Below are 18051 nucleotides of genomic sequence, written 5' to 3'. Positions count from 1 at the left end.
TTCACGCCTCGTCGATGAACATCCAGCCGACAGAGGACCACCACGAGTGACGACAACGATTACCCCTGCGTCCAAGATCGGGTCCACTCCGCCGAAACGCCGGGACGGGATGGCCCTCCGGGCGATCGTCCTGGCCGCGGGCCTGCTCACCGTGGTCTTCGCGGGCCTGCTCCCCCTGGCCCCGGTGACCGTGAACGACCCCACCGTCCACTGGCCGCTGGACGCCTCGGCGCCGCGCTCCACCAGCCTCGCGCTCGGCGCGTACAAACCGCTCGCCCTGGACGTGCGGTTCAGCTGCTCCGCGGTCCGCGCCGCCGGTGCGGGCGGTGTGGTCCTGGCGACCATCGACCCCGCCGTCCCCGCCGTCGGCGAGCGGGGGCTGATCATCCGGACGCAGGGCGACCGGCTCCTCGTGCAGGGCCCCGACATCACGCTGCTGGACACCACCGTGCCCGCGGGCGACTGCGCCTACCAGGTGCACGGCGACGCGACCGGTCTGACCGTGCTGCGCGACGGCGTCGAGGTGGGCCACGGCGGTGCGCTGCCGGACATCCACTCGCTGGCCACCACGATCACCGCGCTGGGCGGTGCGACGGCCGCCGACCTGGACGTCGAGGTCCGGGTGGACGACCAGTTCACCACCAGCCCGTCCACCGCCAAGATCGTGCTGATGGTGCTGCTGGCGCTCGCCGCCCTCACCGCCGTCGTCGGCCTGGTCCGGATGGACGTGCGGATTCCGTTGCCGCGCAGCGGGTTCCGACCGCGGCTGGTCGACATCGTGGTGCCCGCCGTCATGGTGCTGTGGGTGTTCCTCGCGCCGATGTCCGACGACGACGGCTACTACAGCGCGATGGCGCAGAACGTGCCGGTCACCGGGTACGTCGGCAACTACTACCAGCTCTTCAACCAGGGCTTCACGCCGTTCGCCTGGTTCTACTACTTCCTGGCCAAGTGGCAGGTCTTCGGCCTGGCGCCGGTGGTGCTGCGGATCCCGGCCCTGCTCTTCGGCCTGGTCACCTGGTTCACCGTGCGGTGGTTCGTCGCGCAGGCCAAGGTGCTGCCCGCCGCGTGGTCGCGGCGCAGCCCGTGGGTGGACCGAGCGGCGCGGGTCGTGCTCGGCTCGGCGTTCCTGGTGTGGTGGCTGCCACTGGACATGGGCGTGCGGCCCGAGGGCGTCGTCACGATGTGCGGCGCGATCGTCCTGCTGGCCGTGGCGAAAGCCGTTGAGCGGCAACGACTCGCGCCGGTCGCGGTCGCCATCGGCGTCGGCGGTGTCGGGTTCTTCGCGCACCCCACCGGTTTCACCGTCCTGGCCCCGCTGGTCGCCGGTCTGCCGTTCCTGATCCCGTTGCTGCGCAAGGGTCCCGACGGGACGGGCGCAGCGGACTGGAAGACCGTCCTGGCCCGCGTGCTCGGTGTGCTCGCGCCGGGCGCGATCGCGATGATCATGGCGTTCTCCGACGGCACGCTGCGCGACTTCGTCCACGCGCAGGACATCTTCATCAGGCTGGCCGGTCAGGACAGCTGGTACAGCGAGATCGCCCGGTACACGTTCCTGCTCAACGCCAGCGACCCGATGGCCAACTACGCCAAGCGCGCCCCGGTGCTGCTGTGCCTGGTCGCGCTGGTGTGGTTCGTCGTGCTGGTCACCGCGGCCCGCGCCCGGCGCGTGCCGGTGCCCGCGCGGCTGTCGCTGGCCGGGTGGTCCACGTTGTTCGCGTTCCTGCTGCTGTGGTTCACGCCCAGCAAGTGGACGCACCACTTCGGCAGCTTCTCCGGCATCGGGTCGGCGTTCCTGGCCTTGGTGCTGGTCGGCTCCATCCCGTTGGTGCGCGAGCTGACGCGCGACCGCAAGGTGTCGGTGCCGATCGTGGCGGGCGCGGCGGTCAGCGTGTCCGCGATGATGGCGCTCGCCTTCCACGGCGCCAACAAGTGGCCGTACTCCTGGCTGCTGGGCATCCCGAACCCGAACGTCTCGCCGGGTGTCTCGGTGGTGCGGTTCGACAAGCCCTACTGGGGGATCATCGCCATCGCGGTGGTGGCGTTCCTGGTGGCCCGCAAGCTGCCGAACTGGCGCGGCCTCTCCGTCGTCGTCGCGATCCCCGCCGTGGTGGTGCTGTTCTTCCTGGCCAACATCACCTACCTGGTCGGCGGTTTCTCCTACGCCACCGTGCAGACCCTCGGCACCTGGTCGCCGTGGGCGGCCAACGTCCGCGACCCGCTGGCGAGCGACTGCGGTGCGGCGGCGGCGATCGACGTGCTCGACGTGCGCGGCGCGCAACCGCTGGCCCCGCTCGCGGGGCAGCCGCCCGTGGACGAGTCGGCGTTCGCCGAGGGCCGCGGCTGGTTCCCGTCCGCGCCCCCGCCCGAGGGCGCCGCGGGCGAACTGGCCTGGGGCAGCCTGGTCCAGCGGCCCGGTGAGCAGATCCCCGAGCAGACCGTCGGCACGACGACGACGCCGTGGTTCGTCCTCAACGGCGGCCCCGACGCCACCGCCGTGCTGGTGGCCGGGATGCTCGGCCACGGCAACACCCTGGTCGCCGAGTACGGCACCACGGCGGGCCAGGTCCTGTCCAGCACGCCGATGACCGACGCGCAGGACAGCGTGATGTGGCGCGACCTCGTGCTGCCCGCCGCTCCCGCGGGCGCCGAGACCGTGCGGCTGGTCGCGACCGACGGCTCGATGGACTGGGGCGGCTGGCTCGCGGTCACCGCGCCGTCCGTGCAGCGCGCGGTCGCGTTGAAGGACTACCTGCCGGAGGACGCGGCGGTCGCCGTCGCGTGGCAGTTCGCGTTCCTGTTCCCCTGCCAGCGCCAGCCCGAGCTGCGCGACGGGATCGTCGAGCCCGTCTCCTACGCCGTGCAGTGGGGCGACACCGCCACCGGCGGCATCTCCGACGCCACCTGGCAGCCCGTGCGCGGCGGTCTCTTCGGCGACGTCCTGGTGTCGCAGTCGATCACCAGCCTGACCGCCCGGATGCACGACTTCCCCGGCGCTTTCCCGATCCAGGTCTACCAGACCGGGGCCCGGTACCCGGCGGACCAGTACTCCACCACCCACCAGCGCAAGACCCTGTTCGGCTGGGAGGCCATGTCATGACCGGCTCGATGAGCGCGCGGGAAGCCGTCGCGCTCGGAGCGGTGCAGTCGGCGCTCGGGTCACCGCCCGTGGTCCGGGCGGCGAAAGCCCTGTCGCTGTTCGGCGAGCACAGCGCCGGGTGGTTCGCGCTCGGCCTCGTCGGCGCCGCCGTCGACCGCGGGCACCGCCGGGAGTGGGCCGTCGCGGCGGGCTCGGTCGTCGCCGCGCACGCCGCGTCAGTCGTGGTGAAGCGGATCGTGCGGCGCACCCGCCCGGACCACCCGGACGTCCGGGTGCTGGCGGGCACGCCGAGCAGGCTGAGCTTCCCGTCCTCGCACGCCACGTCCACCACCACCGCGGCGATCCTCTACGGCGCGTTGACCAGGCAGCCGCTGACGCCGCTGCTGGTGCCCCCGATGGTGCTCAGCAGGCTCGTGCTGGGCGTGCACTACCCGAGCGACGTCATCGCCGGCTCCCTGCTCGGCGCGGTGGTCGCCGGCGGCGTCCGGCGGTTCACCTCCCGCCGTCCCGAACCGGAGGAGCGATGACCGTGGCCGTCGACGCCGATGTCCGACCCGCGCCCTGGCGCACGTTCGTCGGGCTGATCAAGACCGCGCGTCCGCACCAGTGGACGAAGAACGTGCTCGTGCTGGCCGCGCCGTTCGTCTCCACCCGCATCCTCGACATCGATGTGCTGCGGTCCGCCGCGCTGGCGTTCGCGGCGTTCTGCCTGGCCGCGTCGTCGATCTACCTCGTCAACGACGCCATCGACGTGTCGGCCGACCGCGAGCACCCGAAGAAGCGGTTCCGGCCGATCGCCGCGGGCGTCGTCCCGGTTCCGCTCGCCTACGGCGCTTCCGGTGTGCTGATGCTCGGCTCGCTGGCCACCGCGGCGGCGGCGAACTGGACGCTCGTCGTCATCATGGCCGTGTACCTGGTGGTGCAACTGGGTTACTGCCTCGGCCTCAAGCACCAGCCGGTGCTGGAGCTGTGCGTCGTCGCGTCCGGTTTCCTGCTGCGGTGCATCGCGGGCGGGGTGGCGGCGGGCATCGTCCCGTCGCAGTGGTTCCTCCTGGTGACCGCGTTCGGCTCGCTGTTCATCGTGGCGGGCAAGCGGTACGCGGAGATCAAGCTGTTCGAGAGCACCGGCGCGGCGATCCGGCACTCGCTCACGAAGTACTCCGAGACCTACCTGCGGTTCGTGTGGGCGACCTCGGCCGCCGTGGTGAACATGACCTACGGGCTGTGGGCGTTCGAGATCAGCCAGCGCGCGCACAACCAGTGGGGCGCGCTGTCGATGGTGCCGTTCGTGATCGCGGTGCTGCGGTACGCGGTGGACGTGGACAGCGGCAAGGCGGGCGCGCCGGACGAGATGGCGCGCACCGACCACGTGCTCCAGGTGCTCGGCGTCATCTGGCTGGGCACGCTCACCCTCGCCATCTACGTCTGACCTCCGCCGTGTGATTCCCCGCCGGTCGGCGTTTCGCGGCCGACTGGCGGGGAATCCCGCGTGCCATGACGAACACGCTGCTACTGGACGTCGACGGCACGCTGGTGGACACCAACTACCACCACGCGGTCGCCTGGCTGCGCGCGTTCCGGTCCGTCGGGCTCACCGTGCCCGCGTGGCGCGTGCACCGGGCCATCGGCATGGGCGGCGACCGGCTCGTCGAGGCCGTCGCGGGCGAGCACGCCGAGGCCGAGCACGGCGACGAGCTGCGCAAGGCGTGGGAGCAGGAGTTCGAGCCGCTGCTCGACGAGATCCGCCCCCTTGAGGGCGCGCACCGCCTGGTCACCTCCGCCGTGTCCGAGCACGGGCTCCACGTCGTGCTGGCCAGCTCCGGCAAGCGGGAGCACATCGAGCACTACCTCGACCTGCTCGACATCCGCGACGTCATCACCGGGTTCACCACGTCCGAGGACGCCGAGGACAGCAAGCCCGCGCCCGACCTGCTCCAGGTGGCCCTGTCCAAGGTCGACACCGAACGCGCGGTCGTCGTCGGCGACTCGGTCTGGGACTGCGACGCCGCCAAGCGCACAGGCCTGCCCGTCGTCGCGCTGCTCACCGGCGGCTTCGGCGACGCCGAACTGCGCGACCACGGCGCTTCCACGGTGTACGAGGCTCTCGACAACCTCCGCGCCGATCTCGCCGATCTCCCCTTCGCGACCGTCTAGGAGGCTCACCATGCGCATCGGCTACACCCTGATGACCGAGCAGAGCGGGGCCAAGGCACTCGTCGAGCACGCCGCGGGCGCCGAGCGGGCGGGCTTCGACTTCGAGGTCATGAGCGACCACTACTTCCCGTGGCTCGACGAGCAGGGCCACGCGCCGTACGCGTGGAGCGTCCTCGGCGCGGTCAGCGTGGCGACCGACCAGATCGACCTGATGACCTACGTGACGTGCCCGACCATGCGCTACCACCCGGCCGTCGTCGCCCAGAAGGCCGCGACCGTCCAGGAGCTCAGCGGCGGCCGCTTCACCCTGGGTCTGGGGTCGGGCGAGAACCTCAACGAGCACGTCATCGGCCGCGGCTGGCCACCGGTCAACGTCCGGCACGAGATGCTGGGCGAGGCGGTGGAGATCATCTCGCAGCTCTTCGACGGCGGCTACGTCGACTACGTGGGCGACCACTTCCGCGTCGACTCGGCGAAGCTGTGGGAACGCCCCGACAAGCGGGTCCCGATCGCGGTCGCCGTGTCCGGCTCCCAGTCCGTCCAGCGCTTCGCCCCGGTGGCCGACACCATGGTCGCCGTGGAACCCGACGCCGAGCTGGTCCGCTCGTGGGACATGTTCCACCGCGACGGCGGCACCTCGCGCAAGGTCGGCCAGCTGCCGATCAGCTGGGACCCGAACCGCGACGAGGCGATCCGGCGGGCCCACGAGCAGTTCCGCTGGTTCGCGGGCGGCTGGAAGGTGAACGCGGAGATCCCCGGCACGGCGGGCTTCGCGGCGGCCAGCCAGTACGTCACCCCAGACGACGTCGCCAAGAACATCCCCTGCGGCCCCGAGATCGCCCCGATCGCGGCCGCGGTGAAGGAGTTCCGCGACGCGGGCTTCACCGACCTCGCCCTCGTCCAGGTCGGCGGCGACCACCAGACCGACTTCCTGGACTTCGCCAAGGGTGAACTGCTCCCGGCACTGCGCGAGTCCTGAACGTTCACAGTGGACGGAACGGGACGCCGGTCGGGATGATTCAGCCGTCCTGACCGGCGGGCTGGGCGCGGGGATGACGACGGCGCCCGCGCCGTCGTCATCCCCGCGCCCAGCCCCTTAGGTTCCCGCGTTGGCGGGTGGGGAACTGGGCGTGGCACTGGCCTTCGGGCAGGGCGGCGGGCTCCCGTCCGCCAACGGCGGCGGCGGATCCACACCGGGCGGTAACGGCGGACAGCCCGGCGGCGGTGGCGGCCGGGACCCCGACCGCGGCGGCTGCACCACCGTCACGGTGTGGGTGGTCGACTTCTCCCCCGACCCCGACGGTCCCCCGCCGCTCCCCGGCAACTCCCCCGACGGATCCGTCCCGGTGTTGGCCAAGGCCACCACCACACCGATCAGCGCGGCGGCCACCGCGCCCGCCAGCACGACCGTCAGCCGCGCCGGGGTCCGCTTCTGCGCCACCGGCGTGCTGCTGGTGGGCTCGTCGTCGAACGCGGGCTTGATGTCGGTCAGCGGCGGCACCCCGACGCTGGTCTCCTGCGCCACCCGCAGCACCTGCGCGCACTGCGCGGCCCGCGGTCGGCGACTCGGGTCCGAGTGCGTCATCGACACCAGCAGCTCGGTCCACGGCTCCGGCAGCCCGGCGGGCACCCTCGCGGGCCGCGACAACCGGGCCAGCGCGGCCTCCGTGTCCCCACCGGGGTACTCCGCCTGCCCCGTCAGGCATTCCAGCAGCACCAGCCCGAGCGCGTAGATGTCCGTGGGCGGGGCCACTTCACGACCGCGCAGCTGTTCGGGCGCCAGGTAGCCCGCGGTCCCGACCAGCAGCCCGGAACGGGTCACCCTGGTGGCGTGCGCCTGCAACGCCAGCCCGAAGTCCGCGAGGTAGGCCTGCCGCCCGGTGTCGTCCAGCAGGATGTTCGACGGCTTGATGTCGCGGTGCACGATTCCCCACGCGTGCACGAAGTCCAGCGTTTCCGCGATCTGCGCGCCGACGCGGGCGACCAGCGACGGCGGGAGCGGCTGGCGCATCCGCTGCCGCAGGGTGCCGCCGTCGACGACCTGCATCACGTAGTAGGGCCTGCCGCGGTGCGATCCGGTGTCGAACACCGTGACGACACCGGGCGTGTGCAGCGCGGCGAGCATCTGCGCTTCGCGGTCGAGCCGGATCTGGTCCTCGGGCCCGGCGCTGCTGAGGAAGAGCTTCACGGCGACGGAGCGCTCGAGCCGGGAGTCGTGGGCGCGGTAGACCTCGGCCATGCCGCCGGTTCCCAGTAGACCGCCCAGTTCATACCGGCCGCCGACGACCCTGCCACTCTGGTCACCGTCCCAGACGGCGGTCGCTTCACTGCGGCTGGTCATCCCCGACTGGCCCTCCCGCTTAGCCGATCACGCATTCGCAACTTACCCGTCAGGGGCCCAACTTGCCCCTGAGGGGTCGAATCCGTTGATCACCCGTTCCCGTGCGGCCACTGCCGACCGGGTGTGCAGATGCACGTGCATCCAAACGGTAGTCGGCTGTCAAGACCCCAGTGTTACGCGTTGAGGGCCAGCCACAACTCGGCGCGCACGCCCGGCACGTCCAAAGACCTCCCGAGCAGCGCTTCCGCCTTGCGGACGCGGTTGCGCAGGGTGTGCCGGTGCACCCCCAGTCGCGCCGCGGCGGGATCCCACTGGCCGTGGTGGGCGAGCCAGACGCGCAGGGTTTCCCGCAGTTCCGGGGAAAGCGGCGCCAGCAGCGACTCGGCGAACGCTTTCCCGGCGCCGTCGGGGAGCAGCGACATCAGACCCGCGCCCGCCAGGTCGGCGAAGCGCACCTCCGGCGCCGACGGCCGCGCGACCGCCAACGCGGCCAGCGCCTGGCGGAATCCCTCGCCCACGGCGCGGATTCCCACCGGCGTGGACACCCCGAGCCGCGCGCCGGGCAGCACCGGGACCTCGGCGGCCACCACGACCACGTGCCCGTCGACCTCCGCGGCGAACCCCGGCACGTCCTCCACCGCCACGCCGTCGACCACGACCACGTGCACCGGCCCGTCCGGCAGGCCGGGGACGAGGTCGGCGCGACCGGCCGCCAGGAGGTGGAACTCCGCGGTGCGCAAGCGCCTGCGCGCGGAATCGGACCGCGCCAGGGACAGGGTGAGCAGGGACGCCGCCGTGGTCACGACGCCGAGGTCGGCCGGGTCCCAGGGCTCGTCGCGGGCGACCGCCAGGAAACCGCGCCCCCGTCCGCCGAGCACCTGCGCGACGACGTGCGCGCCGTCGGCCTCGAACGCCGAACTGGCCAGCCCGCCGGAAGCCCGCAGCCTGGCCAGTTCCGGCGCCAGGTCGGGTAGCGGGCGCCAGCCGAACCCGTGCGCGGGCTCCCCCGCCGAGTCGAGCAGCACGACCCGCGCCCGCACCCACTGGCCCAGCTTCCGCACCACCGCGGCCACGCCGTCGCGGCCGACCGCCGCCCGCGTCAACGCCCGCCGCGCCTCGTCCGCACGGGTCAGCGCCGCGTACTTGTCGGCGGCGACGGCCCGTGACACGGCTTTGCTCAGCGCGATGAACGGCGTCTCGCGCGGGACCTCCAGCAGCGGCAGGCCCTCCCGCTCCGCGGCGGCCACCAGTCCCGGCGGCACCACCGCGTGGCTCAGCCCGGTGCCGAACCCCAGTCCCACCACGCCGACCGCGGCCAGCCGCTCGACGTAGCCGCGGAACCCGCGCCGCACGGCCAGTCCCGTGGTGAGCAGCAGTTCGCCGCCCTCCAGGAACGGCGTCGGGTCGACCAGTTCGGTGCCGTGCACCCACGACACGGCCCGGTCGAGGCCGCCCGCGCCCGCGTGCACCGGAAGCCGCAGGTCGTCGACCAGGGAACGCAGGATCAGGGGCATGCCAGTTTGTACATCAGCGCCCGCACGGGTGGCCACATCCGGCACTGCGCGCCCCGTGGAACCCGACCATGCTGGGGCCATGACGCGACTGCGCACCGAACTGCCCGGTCCCCGATCCCTCGAACTGGCCGCGCGCCGCAAGAGCACGGTGGCCTCCGGGGTGGGGTCGACCCTCCCGGTCTACATCGATTCCGCCGAGGACGGGGTGCTGATCGACGTCGACGGCAACCGGCTGATCGACCTCGGTTCCGGCATCGCCGTGACGGGCGTCGGCAACCCGGCGCCCGCGGTCGCCGAGGCCGTGCACGCGCAGATCGACAGGTTCAGCCACACCTGCTTCATGATCACGCCGTACGAGGGGTACCTGGAGGTCTGCGAGCAGCTCAACGAGCTGACGCCGGGCGATCACGAGAAGCGGTCGGTGCTGTTCAACTCCGGCGCGGAGGCGGTGGAGAACGCGGTCAAGATCGCCCGGCACGCCACCGGCCGCCAAGCGGTCGTCGTGTTCGACCACGCCTACCACGGCCGCACGAACCTCACGATGGCGCTGACCGCGAAGAACATGCCGTACAAGCACGGTTTCGGCCCGTTCGCGGGCGAGGTCTACCGGGTGCCGATGTCCTACCCCTACCGCGACGGCGGGCTCAGCGGCGCCGAGGCCGCGGCGCGCGCGATCGACCTGATCGAGAAGCAGGTCGGCGTCGACACCGCGGCGTGCGTGCTGATCGAGCCGATCCAGGGCGAGGGCGGGTTCATCGTGCCCGCGCCGGGGTTCCTGCCCGCCGTCGCCGAGTGGTGCGCGCGGACCGGCGCGCTGCTGGTCGCCGACGAGATCCAGACCGGCTTCTGCCGCACGGGCTCCTGGTTCGCCAGCGACCACGAGGGCGTGGTGCCCGACGTGGTCACCACGGCCAAGGGCATCGCGGGCGGTCTGCCGCTGGCCGCGGTGACCGGACGCGCGGAGGTGATGGACGCCGTGCACGTCGGAGGTCTCGGCGGCACCTACGGCGGCAACCCGGTCGCCTGCGCCGCGGCGCTGGGCGCGATCCGGACGATGCGCGAGCGCGACCTCTCCGCCGCCGCACGCCGCATCGAGGAAGCCGTGCTGCCGCGGTTGAGGGCGTTGGCGGAGAAGACCGATCTGATCGGCGACATCCGCGGCCGAGGCGCGATGCTCGCGGTGGAGTTCACCGAGCAGACGCCCGACGTCGCGGGCCGGGTCGCGAAGGCCTGCCACGCCGCCGGTGTGGTCGTGCTGACCTGCGGCACCCACGGCAACGTGATCCGCTTCCTGCCCCCGCTGGTCATCCCGGACGACCTGCTGGCCGAGGGCATGGACATCTTCGAACAGGCGATCCTCGGAGTGGCGAAGTGACGACCCCCTACTGGGTCGCGGGTACCGCGACCACGAGCGACACCGAACTCGCCGTGCACAGCCCGTTCGACGGGGCCCTGGCGGGCACGACGTCCCAGGCGAGCGCGGAGGACGTGGAACGCGCGGTGGCCGCCGCCGAGGCGGTCGCGCCGGAACTGGCCGTGCTGCCCGCGCACGCCCGCGCCGCCGCGCTGGACCACGTCTCGCGCAGGCTGGCCGAGCGCGCCGACGAGATCGCCGCGCTGATCACCGCGGAGTCCGGCAAGCCGGTGAAGTGGGCGCGCGTCGAGGTGACCAGGGCGGTCTCCACGTTCCGCTGGGCGGCCGAGGAGGCGCGGCGGTTCTCCGGCGAACTCCAGCGGCTGGACACCGACCCGGCCGCGGGCGGGCGGATGGCCCTGGTGCGCCGGGTGCCGCGCGGGCCGGTGCTGGGCATCGCGCCGTTCAACTTCCCGCTGAACCTGGTGGCGCACAAGGTCGCCCCGGCCATCGCGGTCGGCGCGCCCATCATCCTCAAGCCCGCGCCCGCCACCCCGTTGGTCGCCCTGCTGCTGGGTGAACTGCTGGCCGAGACGGACCTGCCCGCGGGCGCGTGGTCGGTGCTTCCGGTGCCGAACGAGGTCGCGGCCGAACTGGTCGCCGACCCGCGGCTGCCGGTCGTGTCGTTCACCGGCTCCGGCCCGGTCGGCTACGGCATCCAGGACCGCGTGCCGCGCAAGCACGTGACGCTGGAACTGGGCGGCAACGCGGCGGTCGTCGTCTGTCCCGATTGGACGGACCTGGACTGGGCGGCGCAGCGGATCGCCACGTTCGCGATGTACCAGGGCGGCCAGTCGTGCATCTCGGTGCAGCGGGTCTACGCGCACCGCGACGTGTACGACGAGGTGGCCGCGGCCGTGGTGGCGCACGTGCGCAAGCTCGGCACCGGCGACCCCGCGCAACCCGGCACCGACGTCGGGCCGCTGATCAACCTGCCCGCCGCCGAACGGGTCGAGGCCTGGGTCGCCGAGGCCGTCGCCGCAGGTGCGGACCTGTTGACCGGCGGCGGACGGGACGGTTCGACGGTCGCGCCCACGGTGCTCGCGGGCGTGCCGGAGGACGCCAAGGTCGTGGCCGAGGAGGTGTTCGGGCCGGTCGTGGTGCTCCAGGCGGTCGACAGCGTCGAGGAGGCGTTCGACCGGGTCAACGCGTCCCGCTTCGGCCTCCAGGCCGGGGTGTTCACCCACGACGTGCGGATCGCGTTCCGGGCGTCGGCGAAGCTCGCCGTCGGCGGCGTGATCGTCGGCGACGTGCCGAGCTTCCGCGCCGACCAGATGCCCTACGGCGGGACGAAGGAGTCCGGGACGGGCCGCGAAGGCCTGAAGTCGGCCATGGAGGACCTGACTGAGCAGCGCGTTCTCGTGCTCACCGGACTCACCTTCTGACAGCGCAGACATCGGAGGCATTGCCAGTTTTGACCTACCTGTGGACCTCCACAGGCTTCCGACCTCGATCTTGACGGCTCGCCGGATCCGTGTGCATCCTGCATGGCCGCCACGACGAGAGGAGCCGCCGTGCCGGTCACCATCAGGGATGTCGCACGTCAGGCGAGGGTGTCGGTGTCGACCGTCTCGCGCGCCATCAGCGCGCCGGACCTGGTTCGCGCCGACACGAGGGAACGGGTGCTGGAAGTGGTGCGGGGGTTGGGCTACCAGCCCAACCCCGCCGCCCGCAGCCTGATCACCGGGCGCACGGGCAACCTCGGCATCGTGGTGCCCGACCTCGGCAACCCGTTCTTCCCGTCGATCCTGCTCGGTGTGCAGGCCCGCGCCCGCGAGTCGGGCAACTCGGTGTTCTTCTGCGACAGCGGGCAGGACGGCGGGACCGAGGAGGAGCTGATCCGCACGATGGCGCGCCAGGTGGACGGCGTCGTGGTGTGCGCGTCGGCGTTGGACGACGAGCGGCTGGTGGAACTGGCGGACCTGACCACGATGGTGCTGGTCAACCGCGCGCTGCCGGGGCTGCCGTCGGTGCTGATGGACAGCGCGTCGGGGATGGGCGCGGTGGTCGAGCACCTGGCGGCGCTCGGGCACCGGCACTGCGCGTACCTCGGCGGGCCGGGGCGGACGTGGTCCAACCAGTTCCGCCGCGGCGGGCTGCGGGAGGCCGCCACGCGCACGGGTGTCGACGTGCTCGAACTGGGCCCGTTCGAGCCGTCGTTCCGCGGCGGCGCGCAGGGCGTCGAACAGGCGCTGGCGGCGGGCGTGACGGCGATCATCGCCTACAACGACCTCATGGCGCTGGGGGTGCTGAACCGGCTCGCGCAGCTCGACGTGGCCGTGCCCGAGCGGATCAGCGTCACCGGGTTCGACGACATCCTCTACGCCGCGATGTGCGGCCGCCCGCTCACCACCGTGACCATGCCGGCCGAGGCCGCGGGCCGCGCCGCCGTGGAACTCCTGCTCGACCAGCTCGACAACGGCACCACGGCGGTGGAATCCAAGAGGAAAGAACTCCCGACCACCTTGGTCATCCGGGCTACCACCGCTCCGCCCGCCGGTCTAGCGATCTCCTGAAAGCTCCGACCTCCCCTCGCCCGAGCACCCCGAACCTGCCGTCGGAGGTGTTCGCGAGCACCTCGGCCGCACACCGGTTGCGACTACGCTGCGTGGTGTGACGTTCAGCGGATTCGACCCGGAACTGCTGGGACAACTCCGCACCAGCGGGGCGCTGCGGGAGCAGACCTACCTGCTGCAAAGGGTCATCCGCTCCATCGAACCCGCCACGCTGCTCAGCCAGCACTCCGCCACGCTCGCGGGCCTGGCCGCCGAACTCCCCCGCACCCACTCCGCGCTGTTGAGCTACAGCGTGCTCGGCCAGCCCAAGGGCAGGCTGCTGCGGTCGCTCTGCCTCAACGCCGCCGCGGCGGTCAACCGGGCGGCGGCGGCCACCGCGCACCAGCCGCTGGTGCACCTCACGCACACGCTGGCGGAGATCGTCGAGGCGTCGGGCGCCATGTACGACGACCACGAGAGCCGGGTCGCCGCCGCCGCGTTCGCGTCCCGACTCGACACCCTCATCGCCGAGCTGCCGAAGCTGCTGTGGACGCTGTTCCACGACTCCTGGCACACCTCCGCGAGCTCACCGGGCAGGTGGGCGCGGCTCGACCAGATCAGCGACGAGGTCGCCTGCCTGGTCGCCGCGACCGACCGCGACCCGGACACGCTCCAGCAGGAGCTGACGCACACCCTCGCCAAGCACGGCCCCGACGCCGCCGCGATCTGGCAGACCCTGCACCCGGACCGGGTGCGCCACCACGTGGCGTGCGTCGTGCACGGCGCGGGCGAGCTGTCCGGCCTGGCCGCGCTCGACCCGACCGCCCGGCAGTGGTCGGAGGGGCAGCCCGAAAGGCTCGGCTGGGGCGCCGCGCGCGACCGGCTGCGCCAGTTCCTGGCCGCGGTGCCGCGCTCGTCGACCAGCTGCGTCGTGGCCGTCGACGTGGAGGCCGTCGACAAGGCGGCCGCGGCGCGGTTGGCGCGGCGTCGGGTCACCGAGCTGCTGGACCAGTACGTGGCGGGGCACCGGCTGCTCACCATCTCGTTGGACCCGCGGATGCTGGTGACCCGCGCGGGCACCGTGCGCAGCGACGAACTGACGCCGCGGCGGTCGACCGTGAACCGGGCGTACCCGTTGGTGCAGCGGTGGCCGCGGGGGCTGCGCGAGGGGCTGCGGATGGCCCACCTGGCCCGGACGACGGAGTCGCCGCTGACGGCGGCCGCGCTGTCGTGGTCGGCGTTGGAGGCGTTGGGGGTGGCGGAGAGGGCGTCGCAGTTGGCGGGGGTGCTGGCGTTGCAGGCGCTGCGGCAGCAGGTCGTGGAGACGCACCAGCTGCTGCACCAGTCCGCCACCGCCTCCACGAAGCACGCCCGCAGCCGGGTGGGGGCCACGCAGCGGCGGGTGGTGAGCCTGCGGCGGGCGATCGAGCGGTGCGCGCCCGGCCACCCGGAGGTGGCGCGGCTGCGGGTGGGGCTGGCCGCGGCCACCGGTCGGCACGAGGACGCCGTGCGGCGGCACGACGGGTTGGGCGCTTCGCTGCGCGAACCGCTCGCGGTGGTGGCGGAGTACGCGACCCTGGACGACCACAAGTACCTGCTGGACGTGAACCGGTGGGTGGACGTGCTGCTCCCCGCGCGTCCGGCCGACGACCCCCGACTGCTCGACGCGCGGACGGCCGTCCACGACCTGCTGCCCCACGTGGCCCCGTTGGCGGCCCGGCAGGTCGTGGACTGGCAGGGACGGCTGGCGTCGGCGGGGAGCTGCGCGCGGTGGTTGATCGCCACCCAGGAGCGGATGCGGTCGTTGCTCGACGCGTTGTACAGCGCGCGGAACCTGGCGTTGCACTCCGGCGTCTTCCAGGCCACCGGCGACGTGGTGCTCGGCCTCGGCGGGCTCATGGTCGTCGACTTCACCCTCGAGGTGCTGGGCAACTGGTACCGGAACGCGACCGGCCCGGACGCGGACGCGTCGCCGTTCGAGGTGGTGAAGGAGTTGGCAGCCCGGCAGGAGGGGCTGTGCGGGAAGCTGCGGGACGCTCAGGGGGCGACTTTCCCGTTGAACGTCGAGTGGTTGACCAGTCCCAGCACCGACGGGGCCTGGGACCGGGGCTAGATGCCCGATCACCGACACCCTCATTTCACGTCTTCCGGCACCACTCCTTGGACTTGCCCGTCTAGCCCGCGAGTCTTCGCATCTCATTGCGCACCGGTCTCCGGTGCGGATCGATCCCAATGCCGCTAAGTTAGGCGCTCCTGTCGAATACGTGCAGTTCAGGAGGCTCGTTGTAACGGGTGCCTGTATGTGAGGAACGCTTGATCAGCTTGTCGCCGACCTGGCTCCGTTTCACCACACGCGGATACGAACGATCCCGACGTCCTCGGGTCCGACGGTGACGGATCTCCTCAACCGTCTCGACGATCGCCAGTCTCAGACGGCGAGGGGGAAAAAGCCGCCTGGTTGGTGACCTGGCGGCGCACGGCGTTGAGACCGCGGACGAACGACAACTCGTCGACATCCAACCCGTCGTCGGCGGCCATGTCGTCGGCGGCCTCCAACATCAACTGCCGCACCGCGTAGTGAGTCAGCAGCAGCGCCCAGATCTCCTGGCGGACCAGGTCGGCGGACTTGGAACGCAGCAACCGGGACCGCGGCATCTGATGTGTCTCGATCTCGTCCAAGGTCAACTCGAACTCCCAGCGTTGCCGATACAACGCCGCCAACTCCACGGCGGGGGCGAGTTCGTGGTCCATGATCGAGGTGATCAACCGGATCGTCTCGGGTTCCCCACCCCGGTTGGTCACCATGTACTCGACCACGCGAATCGCGAGCCGATGCCCCTCGGGCACGCTGCGTCGCCTGCCCCGCTTGAGATCGGCCTTCACGTTCTTGGCAAGCAGTTCACCGCGGTAGGACCCGTCGGGCAACCACTCCAGCACCGGCAGGTCGACATCGTCCTTGACCCGCCACACCAGCTCGGCACCGGTCTCCCGCGCCTGTTTCCACATCTCGTAGCCGTAGAAGCCCCGGTCGGCCAGCACCAGCATGCCGGGTTCGAAACGGGGCAGGATCCGCTCGAGGAGCCCGCGTTCGTACACCTGCCAGGAGTCCATCGCCGCGGCCACGATCGCGTGGGTGCCGCACTCCCGAGCCCCACCATCCTCACCTGCGGGAACGCGCTCTCCCCTCCACCGTGCGGTTTCCTGCCGAAGACCGCGACGTTGTCGGCGGTGTCCGGCACGTCCAGGACGACCCCGTCCACCGCCATCACACGCCAACCGTGAAACCACGCGCCTCGCGCGCCCGGCCCGGCCATGGGGACCGCGACCCGGTCGAACAACACCCGCAACGGCTCCTCGCCCAACCGTCGACGTGCCTGGGAGATCGCACTCGTGGTGGGTACCCGCCAACCCTCCCGCCAGGTGCCCAGGAACCGCAGGCCGTTGACCAGCTTGCGCATCACTTCCTCGTAGCCGTCGTCGAAGAACAGACACATCGCCAGCACGTAGTAGACGACCACCCTGGCGGGCAGCAGCCGGGACCGCTTCTCCCGACACCCGGTCTCCTCGATCACCTCGTCCACGAGGTCCCGGTCGAACAGACGGGTCAGGACACCGATACCGATTCCATCGGTGAAGGAACGCGCGACTGGCACCGATTCACAGTAGTAGCAACAAGGTCATGGTCTACAGGGACGACACACAGCGCCCTTAACTTAGCGGCATTGGGATCGATGAACGCGGGCGGATGAAAGTCCGGGAGCCCGCCCGACATTCGGACCTCCCATTCACTGTGGTGGATCAACACGTGATGACGACGGCACAACAGCACCAGGTTGTCGATACTGGTATCCCCGCCTTGGTGCCATGCCCGAATGTGATGGGCATCAGCCCAATTCGGTGGACGATCGCACATCGGAAAAGCACACCCACCATCCCGCAGGTGCAACGCCCGCCGCAGGTGCGGGGTCAACCGGCGTGACATCCGCCCGATGTCCAGTACCTCGCTGCGCTCACCCATCACGGCGGGGATGATTCCGGCGGTGCACGCGATCCGGCGCGCCTCGCCAGCGCTGATCACGCTGCTGTCACCCAGGATCGCGGTCCCGGCACCCGTCACCAGGGTCTCGTAGTCGATGGTCACGGTGACATGCGGACGTTCCCCGGCTTCGATCGGCAGATCCCGTGACCGCGACGCCAGGTTCAGCACATCCGCCAACGCGTCACCCTGACGCTCCGGCAGAGTGCGGGTATCCGGGCCGGCGGCGTCGGCAGAGTGCGGCTTGGCCAACGGCCCGATCAACGCCCGCAACAACCCACCCTGCTCAGCACCCAACCGCCCACTGAACTCCACCCGACCATCCGACTTCATCCGCAGATGCAACAGGTTCACCGGCTGAGCTGGCTCGCGGTCATCAGGCTCCACGCCGTCCTGATCGATTCGAGCCCGGATGCCAGCGGCGACCGCCCGCACCCCCGCGGGCTCAGCAGAACGGGCCACATCCACCAGGATCCGCTCCGCCTCCACGGGCAACCCGGCCATCGCACCGACCAGCACATCCAGATGCGCCGACGACAACACGCCTTCGGCCACAGCCTTCGCCACCACCGGCAGTGGAACAGCCACCACGGCACCGGTCGGTGTGACCGATGGGAAAACCGCAGACGCCTGCGCCACCCACCGCTTCGCCTCACCGATATCCACCCGAACCACATGCTTGACCAACTCCGCCAAGCTCCGATAACCAGCCCGCGTCTCCAACCCGCGAGCCCGCGCCTCAGCCAACACCGCCAATACGGACGCATGTGCAGACCGGGCACGCTCAACCTCAATGCGCAGGGCATCCATCAGCCCCGCGTCGTCGAGTAGCCCCAGTCCGCTCATATCTCAACCATATAACGGGACCAGGTGTACTCACCAGCGAAAAATTCATGAACAGCGGTTCTATCGAGTGAATTGAAGCGATGTCACCGGTAAGCCGGTGACCACAGGTAAAACAAGCACAACACGATCACCGACACCCTCGCTTCGCGTC

The 18051-nt window shown here is 71.3% G+C and carries 12 protein-coding genes and 1 pseudogene; 9 read left to right on the top strand and 4 right to left on the bottom strand.

Annotated features, from left to right (window positions below; all coding sequences use genetic code 11):
- Window positions 1-46 precede the first annotated feature (46 nt).
- The 5 genes from RM788_RS40260 to RM788_RS40240 all read left to right on the top strand — a co-directional run bounded on the left by RM788_RS40260 (window position 47) and on the right by RM788_RS40240 (window position 6233).
- Entirely contained in the window at window positions 47-3100 is a 3054-nt protein-coding gene (locus RM788_RS40260) for an arabinosyltransferase domain-containing protein (RefSeq protein WP_315925124.1), read from the top strand.
- Window positions 3097-3627 (top strand): phosphatase PAP2 family protein, encoded by a 531-nt coding sequence (locus RM788_RS40255; protein ID WP_315925122.1) that lies wholly within the window; start codon window positions 3097-3099, stop codon window positions 3625-3627. The genes RM788_RS40260 and RM788_RS40255 overlap by 4 nt, the downstream gene beginning before the upstream one ends.
- Window positions 3624-4529 carry a decaprenyl-phosphate phosphoribosyltransferase gene (locus RM788_RS40250; protein ID WP_315925120.1) on the top strand — a complete coding sequence of 302 codons (906 nt, stop codon included), beginning with the start codon at window positions 3624-3626 and terminating at the stop codon, window positions 4527-4529. The genes RM788_RS40255 and RM788_RS40250 overlap by 4 nt, the downstream gene beginning before the upstream one ends.
- Before the next feature lie 65 nt (window positions 4530-4594).
- Window positions 4595-5254: an HAD family hydrolase gene (locus tag RM788_RS40245; protein ID WP_315925118.1), complete on the top strand. Its 660-nt coding sequence runs from the start codon at window positions 4595-4597 to the stop codon at window positions 5252-5254.
- A gap of 10 nt (window positions 5255-5264) precedes the next feature.
- Window positions 5265-6233 (top strand): TIGR03557 family F420-dependent LLM class oxidoreductase, encoded by a 969-nt coding sequence (locus RM788_RS40240; protein WP_315925116.1) that lies wholly within the window; start codon window positions 5265-5267, stop codon window positions 6231-6233.
- Window positions 6234-6350: 117 nt separating this feature from the next.
- Here the strand turns inward: RM788_RS40240 and RM788_RS40235 are convergent, their stop codons facing one another.
- Window positions 6351-7595, bottom strand: a complete 1245-nt coding sequence (locus tag RM788_RS40235) for a serine/threonine-protein kinase (protein WP_315925114.1) — start codon at window positions 7593-7595, stop codon at window positions 6351-6353.
- A gap of 173 nt (window positions 7596-7768) precedes the next feature.
- Window positions 7769-9109, bottom strand: a complete 1341-nt coding sequence (locus RM788_RS40230; protein WP_315925113.1) for a PucR family transcriptional regulator — start codon at window positions 9107-9109, stop codon at window positions 7769-7771.
- Between the two features lie 79 nt (window positions 9110-9188).
- Between RM788_RS40230 and gabT the strand changes: the two genes are divergently transcribed.
- The 4 genes from gabT (at window position 9189) to RM788_RS40210 (ending at window position 15131) form a co-directional block, all read left to right on the top strand.
- Complete coding sequence (gene gabT, locus RM788_RS40225) at window positions 9189-10484, top strand: 4-aminobutyrate--2-oxoglutarate transaminase (RefSeq protein WP_315925111.1); 1296 nt, start codon at window positions 9189-9191, stop codon at window positions 10482-10484.
- On the top strand, window positions 10481-11908 hold the full coding sequence (locus RM788_RS40220; RefSeq protein ID WP_315925109.1) for an aldehyde dehydrogenase family protein: 1428 nt from the start codon (window positions 10481-10483) through the stop codon (window positions 11906-11908). The genes gabT and RM788_RS40220 overlap by 4 nt, the downstream gene beginning before the upstream one ends.
- 129 nt (window positions 11909-12037) lie before the next feature.
- Window positions 12038-13039 carry a LacI family DNA-binding transcriptional regulator gene (locus tag RM788_RS40215; RefSeq protein WP_315925107.1) on the top strand — a complete coding sequence of 334 codons (1002 nt, stop codon included), beginning with the start codon at window positions 12038-12040 and terminating at the stop codon, window positions 13037-13039.
- A 97-nt stretch (window positions 13040-13136) separates the two neighbouring features.
- On the top strand, window positions 13137-15131 hold the full coding sequence (locus tag RM788_RS40210; RefSeq protein WP_315925105.1) for a hypothetical protein: 1995 nt from the start codon (window positions 13137-13139) through the stop codon (window positions 15129-15131).
- A gap of 290 nt (window positions 15132-15421) precedes the next feature.
- On the opposite strand, the pseudogene RM788_RS40205 reads toward RM788_RS40210, so the two are convergent.
- Window positions 15422-16671, bottom strand: a pseudogene (locus tag RM788_RS40205) (IS4 family transposase).
- Entirely contained in the window at window positions 16623-17900 is a 1278-nt protein-coding gene (locus RM788_RS40200; protein ID WP_315925103.1) for an HNH endonuclease signature motif containing protein, read from the bottom strand. Before RM788_RS40200 ends, RM788_RS40205 begins: the two are co-directional and overlap by 49 nt.
- Between the last annotated feature and the right edge of the window lie 151 nt (window positions 17901-18051).

Origin of the sequence: Umezawaea sp. Da 62-37 (genome assembly GCF_032460545.1) — a bacterium.
Lineage (GTDB): Bacteria > Actinomycetota > Actinomycetes > Mycobacteriales > Pseudonocardiaceae > Umezawaea.
Note: the sequence above shows the minus strand (reverse complement) of the source record. Positions and strands in the feature narration are given on the sequence as shown.

Coding starts and splice junctions, on each gene's coding strand:
- RM788_RS40255 (WP_315925122.1), top strand. CDS start 3,097: ATGACCGGCTCGATGAGCGCGCGGGAAGCCGTCGCGCTCGGAGCGGTG.
- RM788_RS40250 (WP_315925120.1), top strand. CDS start 3,624: ATGACCGTGGCCGTCGACGCCGATGTCCGACCCGCGCCCTGGCGCACG.
- RM788_RS40245 (WP_315925118.1), top strand. CDS start 4,595: ATGACGAACACGCTGCTACTGGACGTCGACGGCACGCTGGTGGACACC.
- RM788_RS40240 (WP_315925116.1), top strand. CDS start 5,265: ATGCGCATCGGCTACACCCTGATGACCGAGCAGAGCGGGGCCAAGGCA.
- RM788_RS40235 (WP_315925114.1), bottom strand. CDS start 7,595: ATGACCAGCCGCAGTGAAGCGACCGCCGTCTGGGACGGTGACCAGAGT.
- RM788_RS40230 (WP_315925113.1), bottom strand. CDS start 9,109: ATGCCCCTGATCCTGCGTTCCCTGGTCGACGACCTGCGGCTTCCGGTG.
- gabT (WP_315925111.1), top strand. CDS start 9,189: ATGACGCGACTGCGCACCGAACTGCCCGGTCCCCGATCCCTCGAACTG.
- RM788_RS40200 (WP_315925103.1), bottom strand. CDS start 17,900: ATGAGCGGACTGGGGCTACTCGACGACGCGGGGCTGATGGATGCCCTG.